This window comes from Nonomuraea sp. NPDC050227, from assembly GCF_044459705.1.
Classification (GTDB): Bacteria; Actinomycetota; Actinomycetes; order Streptosporangiales; family Streptosporangiaceae; genus Nonomuraea.
In genome coordinates this window covers 82,767-98,790 of the sequence record NZ_JBITJF010000015.1, presented here as the reverse complement: position 1 = coordinate 98,790, position 16,024 = coordinate 82,767, and the positions used below count along the sequence as shown (strand labels likewise).

General features: G+C 73.1%; 19 protein-coding genes. 13 read left to right on the top strand and 6 right to left on the bottom strand.

Annotated features, from left to right (window positions below):
* Window positions 1-19: 19 nt before the first annotated feature.
* A complete protein-coding gene (locus tag ACIBK9_RS43440; RefSeq protein WP_387668520.1) occupies window positions 20-559 on the top strand; it encodes an OsmC family protein in 540 nt (179 codons plus the stop codon).
* Between the two features lie 32 nt (window positions 560-591).
* Here ACIBK9_RS43440 and ACIBK9_RS43435 read toward each other — a convergent pair whose 3' ends face one another.
* The 3 genes from ACIBK9_RS43435 to ACIBK9_RS43425 form a co-directional block, all read right to left on the bottom strand.
* Window positions 592-1,689, bottom strand: a complete 1,098-nt coding sequence (locus ACIBK9_RS43435; RefSeq protein WP_397164828.1) for a YeiH family protein — start codon at window positions 1,687-1,689, stop codon at window positions 592-594.
* Window positions 1,689-1,823 (bottom strand): hypothetical protein, encoded by a 135-nt coding sequence (locus tag ACIBK9_RS43430; protein WP_352330037.1) that lies wholly within the window; start codon window positions 1,821-1,823, stop codon window positions 1,689-1,691. Before ACIBK9_RS43430 ends, ACIBK9_RS43435 begins: the two co-directional genes overlap by 1 nt.
* 129 nt (window positions 1,824-1,952) lie before the next feature.
* Window positions 1,953-2,849 (bottom strand): TauD/TfdA family dioxygenase, encoded by an 897-nt coding sequence (locus ACIBK9_RS43425; protein ID WP_358283023.1) that lies wholly within the window; start codon window positions 2,847-2,849, stop codon window positions 1,953-1,955.
* A 120-nt stretch (window positions 2,850-2,969) separates the two neighbouring features.
* Between ACIBK9_RS43425 and ACIBK9_RS43420 the strand changes: the two genes are divergently transcribed.
* The 9 genes from ACIBK9_RS43420 (at window position 2,970) to ACIBK9_RS43380 (ending at window position 10,446) form a co-directional block, all read left to right on the top strand.
* Window positions 2,970-4,124, top strand: a complete 1,155-nt coding sequence (locus tag ACIBK9_RS43420; protein ID WP_397164826.1) for an LLM class flavin-dependent oxidoreductase — start codon at window positions 2,970-2,972, stop codon at window positions 4,122-4,124.
* Window positions 4,087-4,983, top strand: a complete 897-nt coding sequence (locus ACIBK9_RS43415) for an amino acid ABC transporter permease (protein WP_397164825.1) — start codon at window positions 4,087-4,089, stop codon at window positions 4,981-4,983. Before ACIBK9_RS43420 ends, ACIBK9_RS43415 begins: the two co-directional genes overlap by 38 nt.
* On the top strand, window positions 4,980-5,735 hold the full coding sequence (locus ACIBK9_RS43410; RefSeq protein WP_387668506.1) for an amino acid ABC transporter ATP-binding protein: 756 nt from the start codon (window positions 4,980-4,982) through the stop codon (window positions 5,733-5,735). Before ACIBK9_RS43415 ends, ACIBK9_RS43410 begins: the two co-directional genes overlap by 4 nt.
* Window positions 5,736-5,750: 15 nt before the next feature.
* On the top strand, window positions 5,751-6,734 hold the full coding sequence (locus tag ACIBK9_RS43405; RefSeq protein WP_397164823.1) for an ABC transporter substrate-binding protein: 984 nt from the start codon (window positions 5,751-5,753) through the stop codon (window positions 6,732-6,734).
* Complete coding sequence (locus ACIBK9_RS43400; RefSeq protein WP_397164821.1) at window positions 6,731-7,195, top strand: GNAT family N-acetyltransferase; 465 nt, start codon at window positions 6,731-6,733, stop codon at window positions 7,193-7,195. The genes ACIBK9_RS43405 and ACIBK9_RS43400 overlap by 4 nt, the downstream gene beginning before the upstream one ends.
* A gap of 83 nt (window positions 7,196-7,278) precedes the next feature.
* Window positions 7,279-8,343, top strand: a complete 1,065-nt coding sequence (locus ACIBK9_RS43395; protein ID WP_397164820.1) for an ABC transporter substrate-binding protein — start codon at window positions 7,279-7,281, stop codon at window positions 8,341-8,343.
* A gap of 12 nt (window positions 8,344-8,355) precedes the next feature.
* A complete protein-coding gene (locus tag ACIBK9_RS43390) occupies window positions 8,356-9,162 on the top strand; it encodes an ABC transporter ATP-binding protein (RefSeq protein WP_397164819.1) in 807 nt (268 codons plus the stop codon).
* Entirely contained in the window at window positions 9,159-10,022 is an 864-nt protein-coding gene (locus ACIBK9_RS43385) for an ABC transporter permease (RefSeq protein WP_397164818.1), read from the top strand. The genes ACIBK9_RS43390 and ACIBK9_RS43385 overlap by 4 nt, the downstream gene beginning before the upstream one ends.
* Before the next feature lie 13 nt (window positions 10,023-10,035).
* A complete protein-coding gene (locus ACIBK9_RS43380) occupies window positions 10,036-10,446 on the top strand; it encodes an Rrf2 family transcriptional regulator (RefSeq protein ID WP_358283040.1) in 411 nt (136 codons plus the stop codon).
* A 6-nt stretch (window positions 10,447-10,452) separates the two neighbouring features.
* Here the strand turns inward: ACIBK9_RS43380 and ACIBK9_RS43375 are convergent, their stop codons facing one another.
* Both ACIBK9_RS43375 and ACIBK9_RS43370 read right to left on the bottom strand, forming a co-directional pair.
* Window positions 10,453-11,100 carry a response regulator gene (locus tag ACIBK9_RS43375; RefSeq protein ID WP_397164816.1) on the bottom strand — a complete coding sequence of 216 codons (648 nt, stop codon included), beginning with the start codon at window positions 11,098-11,100 and terminating at the stop codon, window positions 10,453-10,455.
* Window positions 11,097-12,245 carry a sensor histidine kinase gene (locus tag ACIBK9_RS43370; RefSeq protein WP_397164815.1) on the bottom strand — a complete coding sequence of 383 codons (1,149 nt, stop codon included), beginning with the start codon at window positions 12,243-12,245 and terminating at the stop codon, window positions 11,097-11,099. The genes ACIBK9_RS43375 and ACIBK9_RS43370 overlap by 4 nt, the downstream gene beginning before the upstream one ends.
* 179 nt (window positions 12,246-12,424) lie before the next feature.
* On the opposite strand from ACIBK9_RS43370, the gene ACIBK9_RS43365 reads away from it, so the two are divergent.
* The 3 genes from ACIBK9_RS43365 to ACIBK9_RS43355 all read left to right on the top strand — a co-directional run bounded on the left by ACIBK9_RS43365 (window position 12,425) and on the right by ACIBK9_RS43355 (window position 15,183).
* The gene (locus ACIBK9_RS43365; RefSeq protein ID WP_397164813.1) at window positions 12,425-13,471 is read left to right on the top strand and encodes a DUF418 domain-containing protein; all 1,047 of its coding nucleotides are present in this window, start codon (window positions 12,425-12,427) and stop codon (window positions 13,469-13,471) included.
* Window positions 13,472-13,552: 81 nt separating this feature from the next.
* Window positions 13,553-14,062 carry a SigE family RNA polymerase sigma factor gene (locus tag ACIBK9_RS43360; protein ID WP_397164812.1) on the top strand — a complete coding sequence of 170 codons (510 nt, stop codon included), beginning with the start codon at window positions 13,553-13,555 and terminating at the stop codon, window positions 14,060-14,062.
* Window positions 14,059-15,183 (top strand): hypothetical protein, encoded by a 1,125-nt coding sequence (locus tag ACIBK9_RS43355; RefSeq protein WP_397164810.1) that lies wholly within the window; start codon window positions 14,059-14,061, stop codon window positions 15,181-15,183. Before ACIBK9_RS43360 ends, ACIBK9_RS43355 begins: the two co-directional genes overlap by 4 nt.
* Here ACIBK9_RS43355 and ACIBK9_RS43350 read toward each other — a convergent pair.
* The gene (locus ACIBK9_RS43350) at window positions 15,178-16,020 is read right to left on the bottom strand and encodes a TIM barrel protein (RefSeq protein ID WP_397164808.1); all 843 of its coding nucleotides are present in this window, start codon (window positions 16,018-16,020) and stop codon (window positions 15,178-15,180) included. The genes ACIBK9_RS43355 and ACIBK9_RS43350 overlap by 6 nt on opposite strands.
* Window positions 16,021-16,024 lie beyond the last annotated feature (4 nt).

Below are 16,024 nucleotides of genomic sequence, written 5' to 3'. Positions count from 1 at the left end.
GTTCGAGAGAGAAAGACCCTTGAGCACCCTTCGCGAGTACCTGTCGCACAAGCGCGCCGCCCTGCTGGCCCGCCGGGAGGCCCCGGCGGGCGGCCCGGTGCCGCTGCACGCCCACGTCACGGCCGAGGGCCGCAGCGGGATCCGGCGCATCAGGATCAGGGACTTCCAGATCATCAGCGACAGCGGCCCCGACTTCGCCGGCTACGACCTCGGCCCCGGCTCGCCCGAGCTGCAGGCCGGCGTCCTGGGGAGCTGCGTGACGCACATCTTTCTGATCAAGGCCGCCGAGCTGGAGGTGCCGATCGACTCCCTGGAGGTGGACGTCCGCGCCGAATACGACCCGAAGGCCCAGCTCCCGGGCGACCAGGGCGTCCCGGTGTACCCGCACAACTTCCGCTACGAGGTGCAGATCGGCTCGCCCGCCTCGGACGAGCAGCTGGCCGGGCTGCACGCCGAGGTCGAGCGGGTCTGCCCGATCCTCAACCTGATCCGCAACCCGCAGCAGATCAGCGGCTCGATCGTCCGGGTGGCGGATCCCGCCCAGCAGCCCGTCGCGTAGCGGGACGGCCCCGCCCCCCGAGGGCGGGGCCCTCAGCCGGCCGCGAAGCCGGAGAACAGGGCCAGGGCCAGGGCCAGGGCGACGACCACGTTCACCACCGTCGCGGCGGCGAACACGGCGACCGGCCGCCAGCCGGCCGCCCGCAGCGCGGCCACCCGGAACTCCAGCCCGATGCTGACGAACGCCAGGATCAGGAACCAGGTCCGCAGGTCGTTGGCGACCCCGACGACCGCCTTGCCCTGGCCCGCGGGGACCGTCGTGAGCCACCAGGTGGCGATCACGGACGCGGCGACGAACCCGAGCACGAACTTCGGGAAGCGCCGCCACAACTCGCCCGCCCCCGGCCGCTCGGCGTCCGCCCGCCGCTCGACCCGGAAGGCGAACCAGGCGGTCAGCGCGACCACGACGACGCCGATGAGCGCGTTCTGGGTGACCTTGACGATCGTGGCGATGGCCAGGGCGTCCTCGCCCGCGATCGTGCCGGCGGCGGTGACGGCGGCGGTGGTGTCGATGTTGCCGCCGATCCAGGCCCCCGCCACCTCGGGCGGCAGCCCGAACGCCGAGGCCAGGGCGGGCAGCACGAAGATCGACGGCAGCGCGAACGCGATCACCAGGCTCGCGCTGTAGGCGAGCTGCTCCTTCCTGGCCTGGACGGCCCCCGCCGCCGCGATGGCCGCGCTGACCCCGCAGATCGACACGGCCGACGACAGCAGCGCGCGCAGCCGGTCGTCGAGCCCGAGCCGCCCGCCGAGCCACCAGGTGAACAGGAACACCGTGCTGATCAGCACGATCGCCTGGAGCACGGCCGGCCCGGCGGCGGTCACGATCACCTTGAGGTTGATGGAGGCGCCGAGCAGCACCAGCCCGGTCTTGATGAAGAACTCGGTGCGGAACCCGCCGGCCAGCCGCTCCCGCAGCCCGGCCGCGGTCAGCAGCGCGTTGCCGAGCAGCCCGAGGGCGATCGCGTAGACCGGGAACTCGACGGCCTTGGCGAGCCCGGAGTCCGGGAGCCAGCCGGGCACGCCCTTCTCCAGGAATCGGGTCGCGGCGGCCAGCACGAGGACGACCAGGACGCCGAGCGCCGTCCCGCGCCAGGTCGCGCGGTCGGCGGCGACGGTCGCGGCGCTCATCAGGGCACCAGCCCGACGGGGATGACGCCGGTGAGGACGAGGACGAGCAGGACCAGGCCGACGGCCGTGGCGGCCCAGTCCTCGTTGATCGCGACGCGGCTCTCGCGTCCGGTGGGGGATTCGCCGGTGCTCATGGGCGTGCCTTTCAGGTGGGGGATGGGAGGTGCGGGCGGGGCCCAGCCAACCCCGCCCGCACTGGCTTCGGCCGATCCGCGAGGCCCCGGCCACGGCGACGTTCGTGGCCGGGGCGGCCCCGGGGAGGGTCAGGCGGCGATCGGCGAGTAGGTCGCGGCGTCGCCGCTGAGGGCGGTGCTGGTGCGGCCGTCCACGCCGACCGGCACGTCACCGGCGATCGTGACCCGGTGCAGGCGGCGGGGACGGTCGCCGAAGTCGTGCACCACGCGGTGCTGGGTGGCCCGGTTGTCCCAGATGGCCACGTCACCGGGCGACCAGCGCCAGCGGACGGTGTTCTCCACCTCGGTGACGTGCTCCTGGACCAGCCGGATGATCGACCCGGAGGTGTGCCCGGACAGGCCGCTCAGCCGCTTGGCGAAGTCGCCGAGCAGGATCGAGCGCTCGCCGGTCTCCGGATGCACGCGCACGACCGGGTGCTCGGTCTCGAACAGGGTGGAGGCGAACACCTCGGCGTGCTCGCGGGCGCGCTCGTCGATGGTGGCCGTGCGGACGTAGTCGTACTGGTTGGTGTGCACGGCGCGCAGCCGGTCGAGCAGGTCGCGCAGCTCGGCGGGCAGGTTCTGGTACGCGCTGACCGTGTTGGCCCACAACGTGTCGCCGCCCGCCTCCGGCACGACGACCGCGCGCAGCACCGAGGCCAGCGGCGGCCGGTCCACGAAGGTCACGTCGGTGTGCCAGCGGTCGACCTTGTGGCCGTTGCTGTAGTCGAGGTCCAGGATGTGGGCGTTGCCGTGCAGCGCGGGCACGGTCGGGTGGGCGGCGGTCGGCTCGCCGAGCAGCCGGGCGAAGCCCACCTGGCTCTGCTCGTCGAGGTGCTCCTGACCGCGCAGGAAGATCACTTTGTGGGTGAGGAGGGCCTGGCGGAGCTCGGCCACGACGTCGGGGTGCAGATCGGGCGCGAGCCGCACACCGGTGATCTCGGCTCCTATACGGCCGGCGACGGGGGTGATGGTCAGGGATGGCATGGTGTCCTTCCTTCCGTACGCCTCCACCGTAAATAAAAACCAACTAAATTGGTAGGGCTTGACGGAATCAGGTCGCCGTGCTGGGGTGAAAGGCGTTCACGACGCCAGAAAGGCCGCGACATGCCTGTGGAGTTCCTCGGTATCGGTGGCACCAACGACGGCTCGGAGACCTCGCCCCGCTCGGGCCCCTCCTTCGACAAGCAGTACACGCTCCGGCTCGCGCGGGCCCACCAGGAGCACGGCTGGGACCGGGTGCTGTTCGCCTACGGCTCAGGCTCGCCCGACCCGGCCCAGGTGGCGGCGTACGTCGCCGGCCGGGTCGAGGGCCTGGGGATCCTGCTGGCCCACCGGCCGAACGTGTCGTACCCGACGTACGCGCTCAAGACGTTCGCCACGCTCGACCAGATCAGCGACGGCCGCCTGACCGTGCACTTCATCACCGGCGGCAACGACCACGAGCAGGGCAGGGAGGGCGACGTCCTGACCAAGGACGAGCGGTACGCCAGGACCAGGGAGTACATCCGGATCGTCAAGAAGGGGTGGACCTCCAGGGAGCCGTTCGACCACGAGGGCGCCCACTACTCCTTCCGGGACTTCGTCTCCGACGTCTTCCCGGTCCAGCGGCCGCGGCCCCAGGTCTCCTTCGGCGGCTCGTCGCCCGCGGCGTACGCGGCCGGCGGGGCCGAGGCCGACGTCTACTGCCTGTGGGGCGAGCCGCTGGCCGAGACCGCGCAGCAGATCGCCTCGGTCAAGGAGGCGGCCCGCGCGGCCGGGCGGGCCGACGTGCCGCGCATCCAGGTGGCCTTCCGGCCGATCATCGCGCCCACCGAGGAGCTGGCCTGGGAGAAGGCGCACCGGATCCTGGGCGAGCTGCGACACTCCCGGGCGAACCCGCGGCGGCGTCCCGGGGGGCCGCCGCAGAACGCCGGGTCGCTGCGGCTGCTGGAGGTGGCCGCCAGGGGAGAGCGGCACGACCGTGCCCTGTGGACGCCCACCGCGGCGGCCACCGGCGCCGCCGGCAACTCCACCGCCCTGGTCGGCACCCCGGAGACGGTCGCGCAGGCCCTGCTCGACTACTACGACCTGGGCGTGGACATCCTCTCGGCGCGCGGCTACGCGATCCTGGAGGACGCCGTCGACTTCGGCCGGCACGTCATCCCGCTCGTCCGAGCGGAAGTGGCCCGCCGCGACGCCGCCCGCGAGGGAGTCGCACGCGAGGGAGCCGCACGTTCGGGACGTGGCGACGACGTGCGTGCGGGCCATGGCGCTGCGTGACACGGCCGAGGCGGTGCCCGCCGCCGGGCTGGAGGAGCCCGCGCCGAAGGTCGTGACCGCCCGCCACCCGTCACGGGCGGTGGCCGCGCTCGTCGTGCTGGTGCTGCTGGCGATGGCGGCCAACGCCCTGGTCACCAACCCCGCCTGGGAGTGGGACGTCGTCGGCATGTACCTGTTCGCGCCCTCCGTTCTGCGTTCGGTGCTGCTCACGCTGGAGCTGACCGCGCTGGGCATCGGGCTCGGGTTCGCGCTCGGCACCCTGCTCGCCCTCATGCGCCTGTCGGCCAACCGGCTGCTGGCCTCGGTGGCCTGGGGGTACGTGTGGCTGTTCCGCTCGGTGCCGCTGATCCTGCAACTGCTGTTCTGGTACAACCTGGCGCTGCTGTACCCGAGGTTGTCGTTCGGGGTGCCGTTCGGGCCGGCCTTCTTCGACGTCGGCACGATGGACCTGATCGGGCCGGTCACCGCCGCCGCGCTCGGGCTCGCGCTGCACCAGGCGGCCTACGCCGCCGAGATCGTCCGCGGCGGCCTGCTGTCGGTCGATCCGGGGCAGCGCCTGGCCGCGGCGGCGCTGGGCGTGCCGCGGGCCCGCCGGTTCTTCCGGATCATCCTGCCGCAGGCCATGCGGACGATCGTGCCGAACGCCGGCAACGAGATCGTCAGCCTGGTCAAGGGCACCTCGGTGGTCTACATCATGGCCCTGCCCGAGCTGTTCTACCAGGTACAGGTGATCTACAACCGCAACGGCAGGGTGATGGCGCTGCTGCTGGTCGCGACCGTCTGGTACCTCGTCCTGACGACCACGCTCTCGGTCGGCCAGCACTTCCTGGAGCGCCACTACGGCAGGGGCCGCTCATGATGGTGGAACTGGCCGGCGTGCACAAGAGCTTCGGCGCGCTGCACGTGCTCAAGGGCATCGACCTGCGCGTCCGCCAGGGCGAGGTGGCGGTGGTGCTCGGGCCGTCCGGCTCGGGCAAGTCCACCCTGCTCCGCGTGATCAACCACCTGGAGAAGGTGGAACGCGGGACGGTGACGGTCGACGGCGAGCTGCTGGGCTACCGGCGCGCCGGCGACCACCTGTACGAGCTGCCCGAACGCGAGATCCTCCGCCAGCGCACCAGCATCGGCTTCGTCTTCCAGAACTTCAACCTCTTCCCGCACCTCACCGTCAGCCAGAACATCGCCGAGGCCCCGCTGTCGGCCCAGCGCCGGCCGCGCGCCGAGGTGGCCGAGCTGACCGCCCGCCTGCTCGACCGGGTCGGGCTGGCCGGCAAGGCGGCGGCCTACCCGCGCACGCTCTCCGGCGGCCAGCAGCAGCGCGTCGCCATCGCCAGGGCGCTGGCCCTGGAGCCCAAGGTGGTGCTGTTCGACGAGCCCACCTCCGCCCTCGACCCGGAGCTGGTCGGCGAGGTCCTGGAGGTCATGAAGGACCTGGCCCGCAGCGGCACGACCATGATCGTCGTCACGCACGAGATCGGCTTCGCCCGGGAGGTGGCCGACACCGTCGTGTTCATGGACGACGGCCGCATCGTCGAGCGCGGCCCGGCCGCCCAGGTCCTCGACGCCCCGCGCCACGAGCGCACCCGCGCCTTCCTCGGCAAGGTCCTCTGATCACAAGGAACCCCCATGCGTCTCACCGCCGTGCCCGCACTCCTGCTGATCGTCTCCACCACCGTCACCGCCTGCGCGGCCGAACCCGCGCTCGTCCATAGAGCCGGCGAGGGGGCCGGCGCCGACGGCGCGGTCGCCGGCCGCGCCGTCGACACCGGCCCCGACCAGAAGCGGGTGCGCACCGGCAAGGTCGCGAGCATCGCCGCCCGGGTGCCCGCCGAGATCGCCCGGGACGGCCGGCTCACCGTCGGCTTCAGCGTCCAGAGCTCGCCGCCGCTGGTCTTCCCGGCCAGCGACAACGTCACGCCGATCGGCGTGGAGACCGACCTCGCCCAGCTCGTGGCGGACGTGCTCGGCCTGGAGCTGGAGCCGGAGAGCTCCTCCTGGGAGAACCTGTTCCTGGGGGCCAGGTCCGGCAAGTACGAGGCCGTGTTCAACAACGTCACCGTCACCGAGGAGCGCAAGGACGTCTACGACTTCGCGACGTACCGGATCGACCAGCTCGCCTGGCAGGTTCCCGGCTCCAGCCCGATCAAAAGGATCTCCGGGCCCGCCGACGTGGCCGGGCTGCGGGTCTCGGTCGGCTCGGGCACCAACCAGGAGAAGATCCTGCTCGACTGGGACGCCCAGAACCGGAAGGCCGGCCGGCAACCGGTCGAGATCCTCTACTACCAGAAGTACGGCGACGTGCTGCTCGCCCTGAAGTCGGGGCGCGTGCAGGCGTACTTCGGCCCGAACCCGACCATCGCCTACAACGTCGCGGTCAGCGGCGGCTCCAGGATCGTGGGCACCGCCTCGGGCGCCGGGCCGGGCCTGCAGGGGCTCATCGCGGCGATGACGAAGAAGGGCGACGGCCTGGTCGGGCCGGTGCACGACGCGCTGGCCACGGTGATCGCGAACGGGACGTACCGGCAGGTGCTCGACCGGTGGGGGCTGGGCAACGAGGCGGTCGCCGAGTCCAGGGTCAACCCGCCGGGCCTGCCGAGGCAGAGCGGTTGAGCGCGCCCGCCTTCGAGGTCCGCCTGGTCGCGCCGGACGATCCCGCCGTCCGGCCGCTGCTGGCGGACCTCGCGCTGGAGTACACCAGCCGGTACGGCGCCAACGACGAGCTGAACCGCTACCCGGCCGAGGAGTTCGCGCCGCCGGACGGGGCCTTCCTCGTCCTGGTGGTGGGCGGCGAGACCGTGGCGGGCGGGGCGTTCCGCCGCTACGACGCCGACACGGCCGAGCTGAAGCGGGTGTGGACGCATCCCGGCCACCGCAGGCGCGGCCTGGGCGCGGTCGTCGTACGGGAGCTGGAACGCGAGGCCGCCCGCCGCGGCTACCTGCGCATTCACCTGACCACCGGCCCCCGCCAGCCCGAGGCCGTCGCCCTGTACCTGGCCGGCGGCTACACCCCGCGCTTCGACCCGGACGACCGTCCGAAGCGCGGCCCGCTGCCTTTCGTGAAGAGTCTGTGACCCAGAGTGGGATTGACGAGCGCCCTCCCTTGCTCCTATAAACACTCTAAAGCCACTAAAAAAGTGGGAAATAGGGAGAAGAGATGAACGCTCGCAGGGTTCGCGTAACGGTGGCCACCCTGGCCGCCCTGGCGCTCACGACCATGGCGGCCGCCTGTGGGGGCAGCGGCAGCCCTGCGGACAGCGGCGCGAAGAGCGGGGGAGCAGGCGGCACGCAGGTGCGTCTGGGCTTCTTCCCCAACATCACCCACGCCACCGCGCTGGTCGGCGTGGAGAAGGGCATCTACGCCAAGCACCTCGGCGCCGCGCCCAAGACCAGCACGTTCAACGCCGGACCGGCCGCGATCGAGGCCGTGTTCTCCGGCGCCATCGACGCCACCTACGTCGGCCCCAACCCGGCCATCAACGCCTGGTCGAAGTCGAAGGGCCAGGCCATCAAGATCGTCGCCGGCGCGGCGTCCGGCGGCGTGTTCCTGGTGGTCAAGCCCGGGATCAACTCGGTGGAGGACCTCAAGGGCAAGAAGATCGCCACCCCGCAGCTCGGCAACACCCAGGACGTCGCGCTGCGCTACTGGCTGACCGAGAAGGGCATCAAGACCGACACCAAGGGCGGCGGCGAGGTCTCGATCGTGCCCCAGGAGAACTCCCAGACCATCCAGACCTTCGCCACCGGCGACATCGACGGCGCCTGGGTGCCCGAGCCGTTCGCCAGCCGCCTGATCAAGGAGAGCGGCGGCAAGGTGCTGGTCGACGAGCGAGACCTGTGGCCGAACAAGCAGTTCGTGATCACCCACCTCATCGTCCGCCAGGAGTGGGCCAAGGAGCACCCCGACCTGCTCAAGAAGCTGATCGAGGCGCACGTCGAGGCCAACGACGTCATCGCCAAGGACCCGGCCGGCGCCGCGCAGACCGCCAACGCCGCCCTGCAGAAGCTGACCGGCAAGGCGCTCAAGCCCGAGGTGCTGGACAGCGCGTTCAAGAACATCACCTTCACCAACGACCCGATCGCCTCGTCGCTGGTGGGCAGCGCCGAGCACGCGACCAAGGTCGGCCTCCTCGACCCGGTCGACCTGAACGGCATCTACGACCTCAAGGTCCTCAACGAGGTCCTCGCCGCCAAGGGCCAGCAGGCCATCTCCGACAAGTAGGAGGCGCACGCGATGTCCGCTCCGCTCACGGAGCAGGCCACCGGCCGGGTCGACGGGCAGAGCCCCGCGATCCGGCTGGAGGCCGTCTCCAAGCTCTACGGTCAGGGCCGGACGGCCCTGCAAGCCCTCGACCAGGTCTCGCTGTCGGTGGCGCCCGGCGAGTTCGTCTGCCTGCTCGGCGCGTCCGGCTGCGGCAAGAGCACGCTGCTGTCGCTGGTCGCCGGGCTCGACCGGCCCACGGCCGGCCGGATCGACGTGGACGACGCCCGCGTCGCGCTCATGTTCCAGGAACCCGCGCTGTTCCCCTGGCTGACCGTCTCGGCCAACGTCGAGATGGCGCTGCGCGCCAAGGGCGTGAGCAAGCGGGAACGCCGGGACCGGGCCGCCGAGTTCCTCGACATCGTCCACCTCAGCGGGTTCGGCAGGAAACGGCCGCACGAGCTGTCCGGCGGCATGCGCCAGCGCGTCGCCCTGGCCAGAGCGCTCGCCCAGGACGCCGACGTGCTGCTGATGGACGAGCCCTTCGGCGCCCTGGACGCCATGACCCGCGACCTGCTGCACGACGAGCTCGAACGCATCTGGCGGGAACGCGCCCTGTCGGTCCTGTTCGTCACCCACAACGTGCGCGAGGCCGTCCGGCTCGGCGACCGGGTCGTGCTGCTGTCCAGCAGGCCGGGGCGGGTGGTCGAGGACTTCCCCGTCGCGCTGCCGCGGCCCCGCCGTACCGACTCGGGCGAGGTGGCCGAGCTGGCGGGGGAGATCACCGGCCGCCTCCGCCAGGAGGTCCTGCGCCACGCCCGTCAGGAGGAGCCCGCATGACGACGACGGACACCCACGCCCAGCAGATCGCCGGGCTCGACGCGCTGGAGCTGGGCACCGGCCACCGCGCCGGCCTGGCCTCCAGGCTGTGGGCGGGGTTGTGGCCGATCGCCTCGGCCGTGCTCATCGTGCTGGCCGTCTGGCAGGCCGTGGTGTGGGCGGGCTGGTGGCCCGAGTACGTCTTCGCCGGGCCGGTCACCACGCTCGCCGAGCTCGGGCACCGGCTCGGCGACCCCGAGTTCTACACCGCGCTGACGGTCACCATGCGCCGCGCGGTCACCGGGTTCGCCCTGGCGATCGCCGTCGGGCTGGTCGTCGGCGCGCTGGTCTCGCGGATCGGGCCGCTGCGCCGCGCCACGGGCTCGCTGATCACCGGGCTCCAGACGATGCCGTCCATCGCCTGGTTCCCGCTGGCCATCCTGCTGTTCGGGCTGTCGGAGAGCGCGATCCTGTTCGTGGTGGTGCTGGGCGCGGCGCCGTCCATCGCCAACGGCCTGATCACCGGGGTGGACTACACGCCGCCGATCCTGCTGCGCGCCGGGCACATGCTCGGCTTCCGCCGGATCGCGCTCTACCGGCACGTCATCCTGCCGGCCTCGCTGCCGTCGTTCCTGGCCGGGCTCAAGCAGGGCTGGGCGTTCGCCTGGCGCTCGCTGATGGCCGGTGAGCTGCTGGTCATCATCGCCAACCAGGCCTCGCTGGGCGAGCAGCTCCACTACGCCCGCGAACTGGCCGACTCGCCCGGCCTGCTCGCCACCATGATCGTCATCCTGGTCATCGGCATCGTGGTGGACCGCGTCTTCGGCCTGGCGGACGACGCGCTGCGCCGCCGCTGGGGCCTGCACCAGGTTAGCGCCTGAGCAGTAGACGGTCATGCGGATCTCCGCCAGAACCCAGTACGCCCTGCGCGCCGCGGCCGAGCTGGCCGCAGCGCCGCCGGGCCCCATGCCCGCCGAGAAGATCGCCACGGCCCAGGGCATCCCCCGCAAGTTCCTCGACAACATCCTGCTGCAGCTGCGCCGGGCGGGCCTGCTGCACAGCCAGCGCGGCCCCGAGGGCGGCTACTGGCTGGCCAGGCCCGCCGGCGAGATCACCCTCGCCGACATCGTGCTGATCGTCGAAGGCGTCTCCGAGGGCGGCGACCACGGCGGCTATCCCGGTGTGGCCAGCCCGCTCGCCGAGGTGTGGAGCGCGCTGCGCGACCACGAGGAGATGATGCTGGCCGACATCACGCTGGCCGACATCGCCCGCGCGAGCGTGCGGCTGGGCGACGAGTCGCGCTGACGGACCCTAGCCCGCCACCCCGTTCTCCCAGGCCCACACGATGATCTCGACCCTGTTGCGTATGCCCAGCTTGTCGAGGATGGCCGAGATGTGGCCCTTCACGGTGCTCAGCGAGATGTGCAGGGCGGCGGCGATCTCCCGGTTGCTGCGACCGGCGGCCACGGCGCGCACCACGTCGGTCTCCCGCTCCGACAGCGGGCGCACCGCTCCCGTCGCGCGCGGCGCCCGCCTGGCCAGGCGGCCCAGCAGGCGCGGCGTGATCGACGGCGAGATCAGGGCGTCCCCGCTGCTGGCCGCCCGTACGGCCTCGGCGAGCAGGGCCGGGCCGGCGTCCTTCAGCACGAACCCGGCCGCGCCGCAGCGCAGCGCGTCGTAGACGTACTCGTCCAGGTCGAAGGTGGTGACCACGACCACCGGCAGCGGGTCGGGCACGCCTGCGCCGGCCAGGGCGCGGGTGACCGCGATGCCGTCCATGCCGGGCATGAGGATGTCCACCAGGCAGACGTCGGGGCGTACCCGCCGGGCCAGCTCCACGGCCTCCGCGCCGTCCCGGGCCTCGGCCACCACGCGGATGTCGGGCTGGTCCTCCAGGATCAGCCGCAGGCCGCGGCGGACCATCGCCTGGTCGTCGGCCAGCAGCACGCCGATCGTCATCGCCGCCCCCCAGGTGGCCCTGCGAGGGGCAGGGTCGCGTGGACCGTCCAGCCGCCCTCCGGCCGGGGGCCCGCGCGCAGGGTGCCGTCGAGGGCCTCGACGCGTTCGCGCATGCCGAGCAGGCCGTAGCCGCCGCGGCTCCGGGACGGCGGCGCGGGCGGCGCGTCGTCGGCGACCTCCACCACGACCGCGCCGTCCCGCCCGGTGACCGTGACCTCGACGGTGACCGCGCGGGCCGCGTGGCGGGCGACGTTCGTCAGCGACTCCTGGACGATCCGGTAGACGGTGCTGTTCACCTCCGGCGGCCAGCTCTCGGCCTCGCCGGGGACGCGCAGGGTCACGGGCGGGCCGTCGAAGCCGCCGACCAGGTCGGTGAGCCGGCCGGCCGGGCCGGGCACGTCGTCACCGGCGTCGCGCAGCAGGCCCACGACGCGGCGCAGCGCGGCCAGGGCTCCGGTGCCGGCGTCCTCGATGTCCTCCAGCGACTCCTCCAGCGGGCCTGACCCCCTGCGGGCCAGCAGCCGGGCCGCCTGGGCCTGCAGGACGATGCCGGTCAGGTGGTGGGCGGCCACGTCGTGCAGCTCCCTGGCCAGCCTGCGGCGCTCGTCGTGCCGGACGCGATCGGCGGCCGACAGGCGGCGCGCCGCCAGCAGCCGCAGGCCGCCGCCGACGCCCAGGGCGGCCAGCCACCAGGCCACGTTGAGCCCCACCGTGGCCCCGTTGTGCGCCCCGGGCACGCTCGCCGCGGCGACCGCGAGCCCACCGGCCGCGACGGCGCAGGCGGCCCGTACGGGAAGCGTCCTGACCGCCGACCCGACCAGCACGGACAGGCCCAGCGCCATGGCCGGCCCCGGCTCGTTCGGCAGCCCGGCCCACGCGGCGACCAGGACGGCCACGGCCGCCACCGCCAGCCCGCCCGCGGCCGTCCACGCCGGGGCCAGGCGGCGCGCCAGGGCCAGCGCGCACACCGCCGCCCCCGCCGCGCAGTCGAACACCCAGTAGCCGCCGCCCCAGCTGCCGGCGATCAGACCGGCCCAGAAGATCAGCACGGCGACGGCCGCCACCGCCAGCGCGGCCTGCGCCGTCACGGCCGCGGCCCGCCGCCCGAGGGGCCAGGCGAGCTCCGGCCGGTTCCGCACGTTCACGCACCCAGGCTAGGGAGGCGGGCCCGCCCGGCACACCGGCCGAAAGTACGGTCGCCGCGCGCACCCCAGGCCAGGGAGGCCGGTCCGCCCGGCACACCGGCCGAAAGTACGGTCGCCGCGGCCCGAACCCTGCTTTGGACCCTCCCCGCGCCCCGCCGTCCGCCGCAGGATGAGGCTTCATGCCCTATGACGACCCGCGGCCCGCCCGCGCCCTGCCCCCGGACGACACACCCCGCACCACACCCCCGGCCGCCCCCGGGCGGTCGCGCATCATCGCGCTCGACGTCGTGCGCGGTTTCGCCCTGTGCGGGATCCTGCTGGCCAACGTCCAGCCGATCTCGCACGTCGGCACCGACCCGGTCACCGCGCAGCAGGCGACGCTCGACGACACCGCCCGCTGGCTGGGCCTGCTCGTCGAGCAGCGCTTCTTCCCGATCTTCTCGCTGCTGTTCGGCGTCGGCTTCTCGCTGCTGCTCGACTCCGCCGCCGCCCGCGTGCCCCATCCGCGGGTGTTGCTGCTGCGCAGGCTCCTCCTGCTGGCCTGCATGGGCCTGGCGCACATGTTCCTGCTGTGGCGCGGCGACATCCTGACCGTCTACGCGGTCGTCGGCCTGGCGGTGCTGCTGCCCTCGACATGGTTGCCGCGCTGGGCCGTGGCCGGGCTCGCCGCCGTGCTCGTCGTCGCGGCGCTGGTCGTCTTCGGGGGCGGCACGATGCTGGTGCCCGGACTGTTCCTGCTGGGCTCGGCCCTCACCAGGTACGGCGTGATCGACCGGATCGAGAGCTCCACCCGCGTCCCGGCGCTGCTGGCCCTGGGCCTCGCCGCGGCCACCGTCCCGGCGCTCATGTGGCAGGCCGCGAGCACAGGCGTCCCCCTGCCGATGGCCGCGTCCGGGCTGCTCATGGCCGGTCTGTACGTGTGCGTCCTGCTCGTCCTGCTCAGGACCCCGCTGCGCCCGGTGTTGCGGGCCGTCTTCGTCCCGCTGGGCCGCATGGCGCTGACCAACTACCTGAGCGCCACCGCCCTGGTCCTGGTCCTCGGCAGGCTGGCCGGCGGCCCGCCGGAGGGCTGGACGCTGACCACGATCGTGGGGATCGCCGCCGTCATCCTGGCTCTGCAGTGGGTGTGGTCCACCCTCTGGCTGCGCCGGTACCGCTTCGGCCCGGTGGAATGGTTGTGGCGCTGGGCCACCTGGGGCCGCCGTCCCGACCGGCGGGCCCGGTGAGGCCGTAGGGAATTCTGCGACGAACCTGCAACCCTCCGCCCGGCCGGCCGCGTTGGGAACGGGCGAAGGGAGATCACCACATTGGACGCTCATGACGGCTTCCGCGAGTTCGTCATCGCCCGGCAACAGGCGCTGATGCGGACCGCCTACCTGCTCGTGGGCGACCCTCACCAGGCCGAGGACCTGCTCCAGAGCGTGCTGGTCAAGGTCGTCCGGCACTGGCACAAGCTGGCGCGGGACGGCAACCCGGAGGCGTACACGCGTAAGGCGCTGGTCAACCAGTACATCTCGTGGCGGCGCCGGCCGAACCCCGAGCTGCCCAGCGCCGACCCGCCCGAGCGCCCGGTCACCTACGACGACGACGCCCTCGACCGGATCGTGCTGCGCCAGGCGCTGGACAAGCTGACGCGCAAGCAGCGCGCGGTGATCGTCCTGCGCTTCTGGGAGGACCTCACCGAGGCCCAGACCGCCGACGCGCTCGGCTGCGCGGTCGGCACGGTGAAGAGCCAGACCCATCACGCGCTGGCGCGCCTGCGCGCGCTGGCCCCCGACCTCGTGGACTCGCGAACCCCTCAGGAGGCGGCCCGATGACCAGACTCCGTGACGCGCTGAACGGCATCGCCGAGGAGGCGCCCCCGGTGAACCTGGCCGACCTCGCGGTGGCGGGGTACCGGCGCAGACGCCGCGCCTCGGCGACGCTGGCGGCCGCCGCGACGATCGCGGTGCTGGCCGGGGTGACGGCGGCCGTGCTGGTGGCCGGGCCGCGACGGGTGCCCGCCGCCGCGCCGCAGGCCGCGGCCGCGGCCGTGCCCGTCCTGCCCGAGGGGAAGGTGGGGACGCTCAGCCACGCCTACCGGCAGAGCTGCCTGCCTCCCAAGGGGAAGAGCGCGCCGCCCGGCTGCCTGGACGGCGAATGGCGGGTGGTCACCGCCGACGGCAGGACGTACCGGGTGCCCCAGGCGCTCGCGAGGACCGCCAGGAACGACCGCGTGCCCGTCGCCCTCAGCCGCGACGGGCGCATGTTCGCCTACTACGACGAAGACGCGCAGGCGCACGTCGTCCGGGACATGGTGACCGGCGCGGAGACGGTCTCCGCCGCGAAGGTGGCGGAGGAACGCCTCGGCACGGGCTCCCTGCTGGTGGTCTCCGACGACGGCCGCCACCTGGCGTTCGACCCGCGCGAGGGCACCAAGGACCCCGGCCTGCTGATCGACGTGCGGACCGGCGGGACGGTGCCCGTCCCCGGCGTGTACGAGCCGGTCGCCATCAAGGACGGCGTCGCCGAGCTGGTCCGCTACCGCAAGACCGACCTGCTGTTCATGCCGGTCACCGGCGGCGGCAGGCCGGTGCGCTTCGACGGCGTCTTCATCATGTTCAGCGAGCTCGCCCCGGACGGCCGCACGGTGGTCGCCTTCGAGTTCCCGCCCGGCAAGAAAGCCCAGCCCGAGTACGTCACCCGCAGGCTCACCGTGCTCGACACCAGGACCGGCCGCACCCTGCGGAAGGTCTCCGTGAAGGGCCTGCCGACGGGGGCGGGCATCCACGACGCCACGATCTGGCAGAGCCGGTCGGAGGTCACGCTCACCGTCGAGGCCGGGAAGGACACCCGGGCCTACGCGGTGGACGTCCGCACCGGCAGGTCCAGGCTGGTGGCCAAGTACCCCGGCCAGGGCAGGGGGCTGGTCATGCCCGGAGCCGTCGGCGGGCTATGAGGCTCCCGGGAGCGCTGCCTGTACGGAGGCCAGGCAGCGCTCCACCACGGGACGCGGGTCGAAGGCGTAGTCCCCGGCCCCGAACAGCTCGAACGTCATCGCTCCCCGATAGCCCCTGCGGTCCAGCGCGGCCAGGTACTCCGTGAGCGGCAGCTCGCCGTCGCCCCAGGCCAGGTGCCCGGTGGGGGAGCCGTCGATCAGGTGCACGTGCCTGACGCGGTCGCCGAGGGCGTCGAAGTAGTCGTCCACGCCCTCCCCGGCCGCCGCCATGGCCACGGTGTCCAGCACCGCGCCCAGGTTCGGGGCGCCCACCTCGTCGATCATGCGGGCCAGCGTGGGCGCGTCGTTGACCAGGTTGGACTCCACCCGCTGCAACGCCTCCAGCACGCACGACACGCCGAGCGTGCGGGCGTAGGCGCAGATCTCGCCGATCGCGTCGGCCGAGCGCCGCCAGGCGGCGGCGACCGGCTCGTCCTCGAAGCCCCGGCCCGGGGTCAGCAGCAGCAGCTCGGCCCCCAGCTCGGCGGCCAGTTCGGCGGCCCGGCGGAACATCGCCACGCTCGCGGCCCGCAGCCGGCTGTCCGGCGAGGCCAGGTTGACCGGGTAGGCCACCTGCTCGGGCGTCAGGCAGCGGACGGTGAGCCCCCGCCCGGCGGCGCGCCGGCGGATCGCCCGCGCCTCGGCGTCGCTCAGCCACGGCACGTGCAGCTGCGGCGCGACGCCCCACAGCTCCAGGTGCTCGCGACCGAGCGCGGCGGCGTCGTCGAGGAAACGGTCGAAGGGCAGGTGCTGGTAGGCGAAGTTCGAACCGGTGAACTGCCGCAGTGACAACGACATCAGA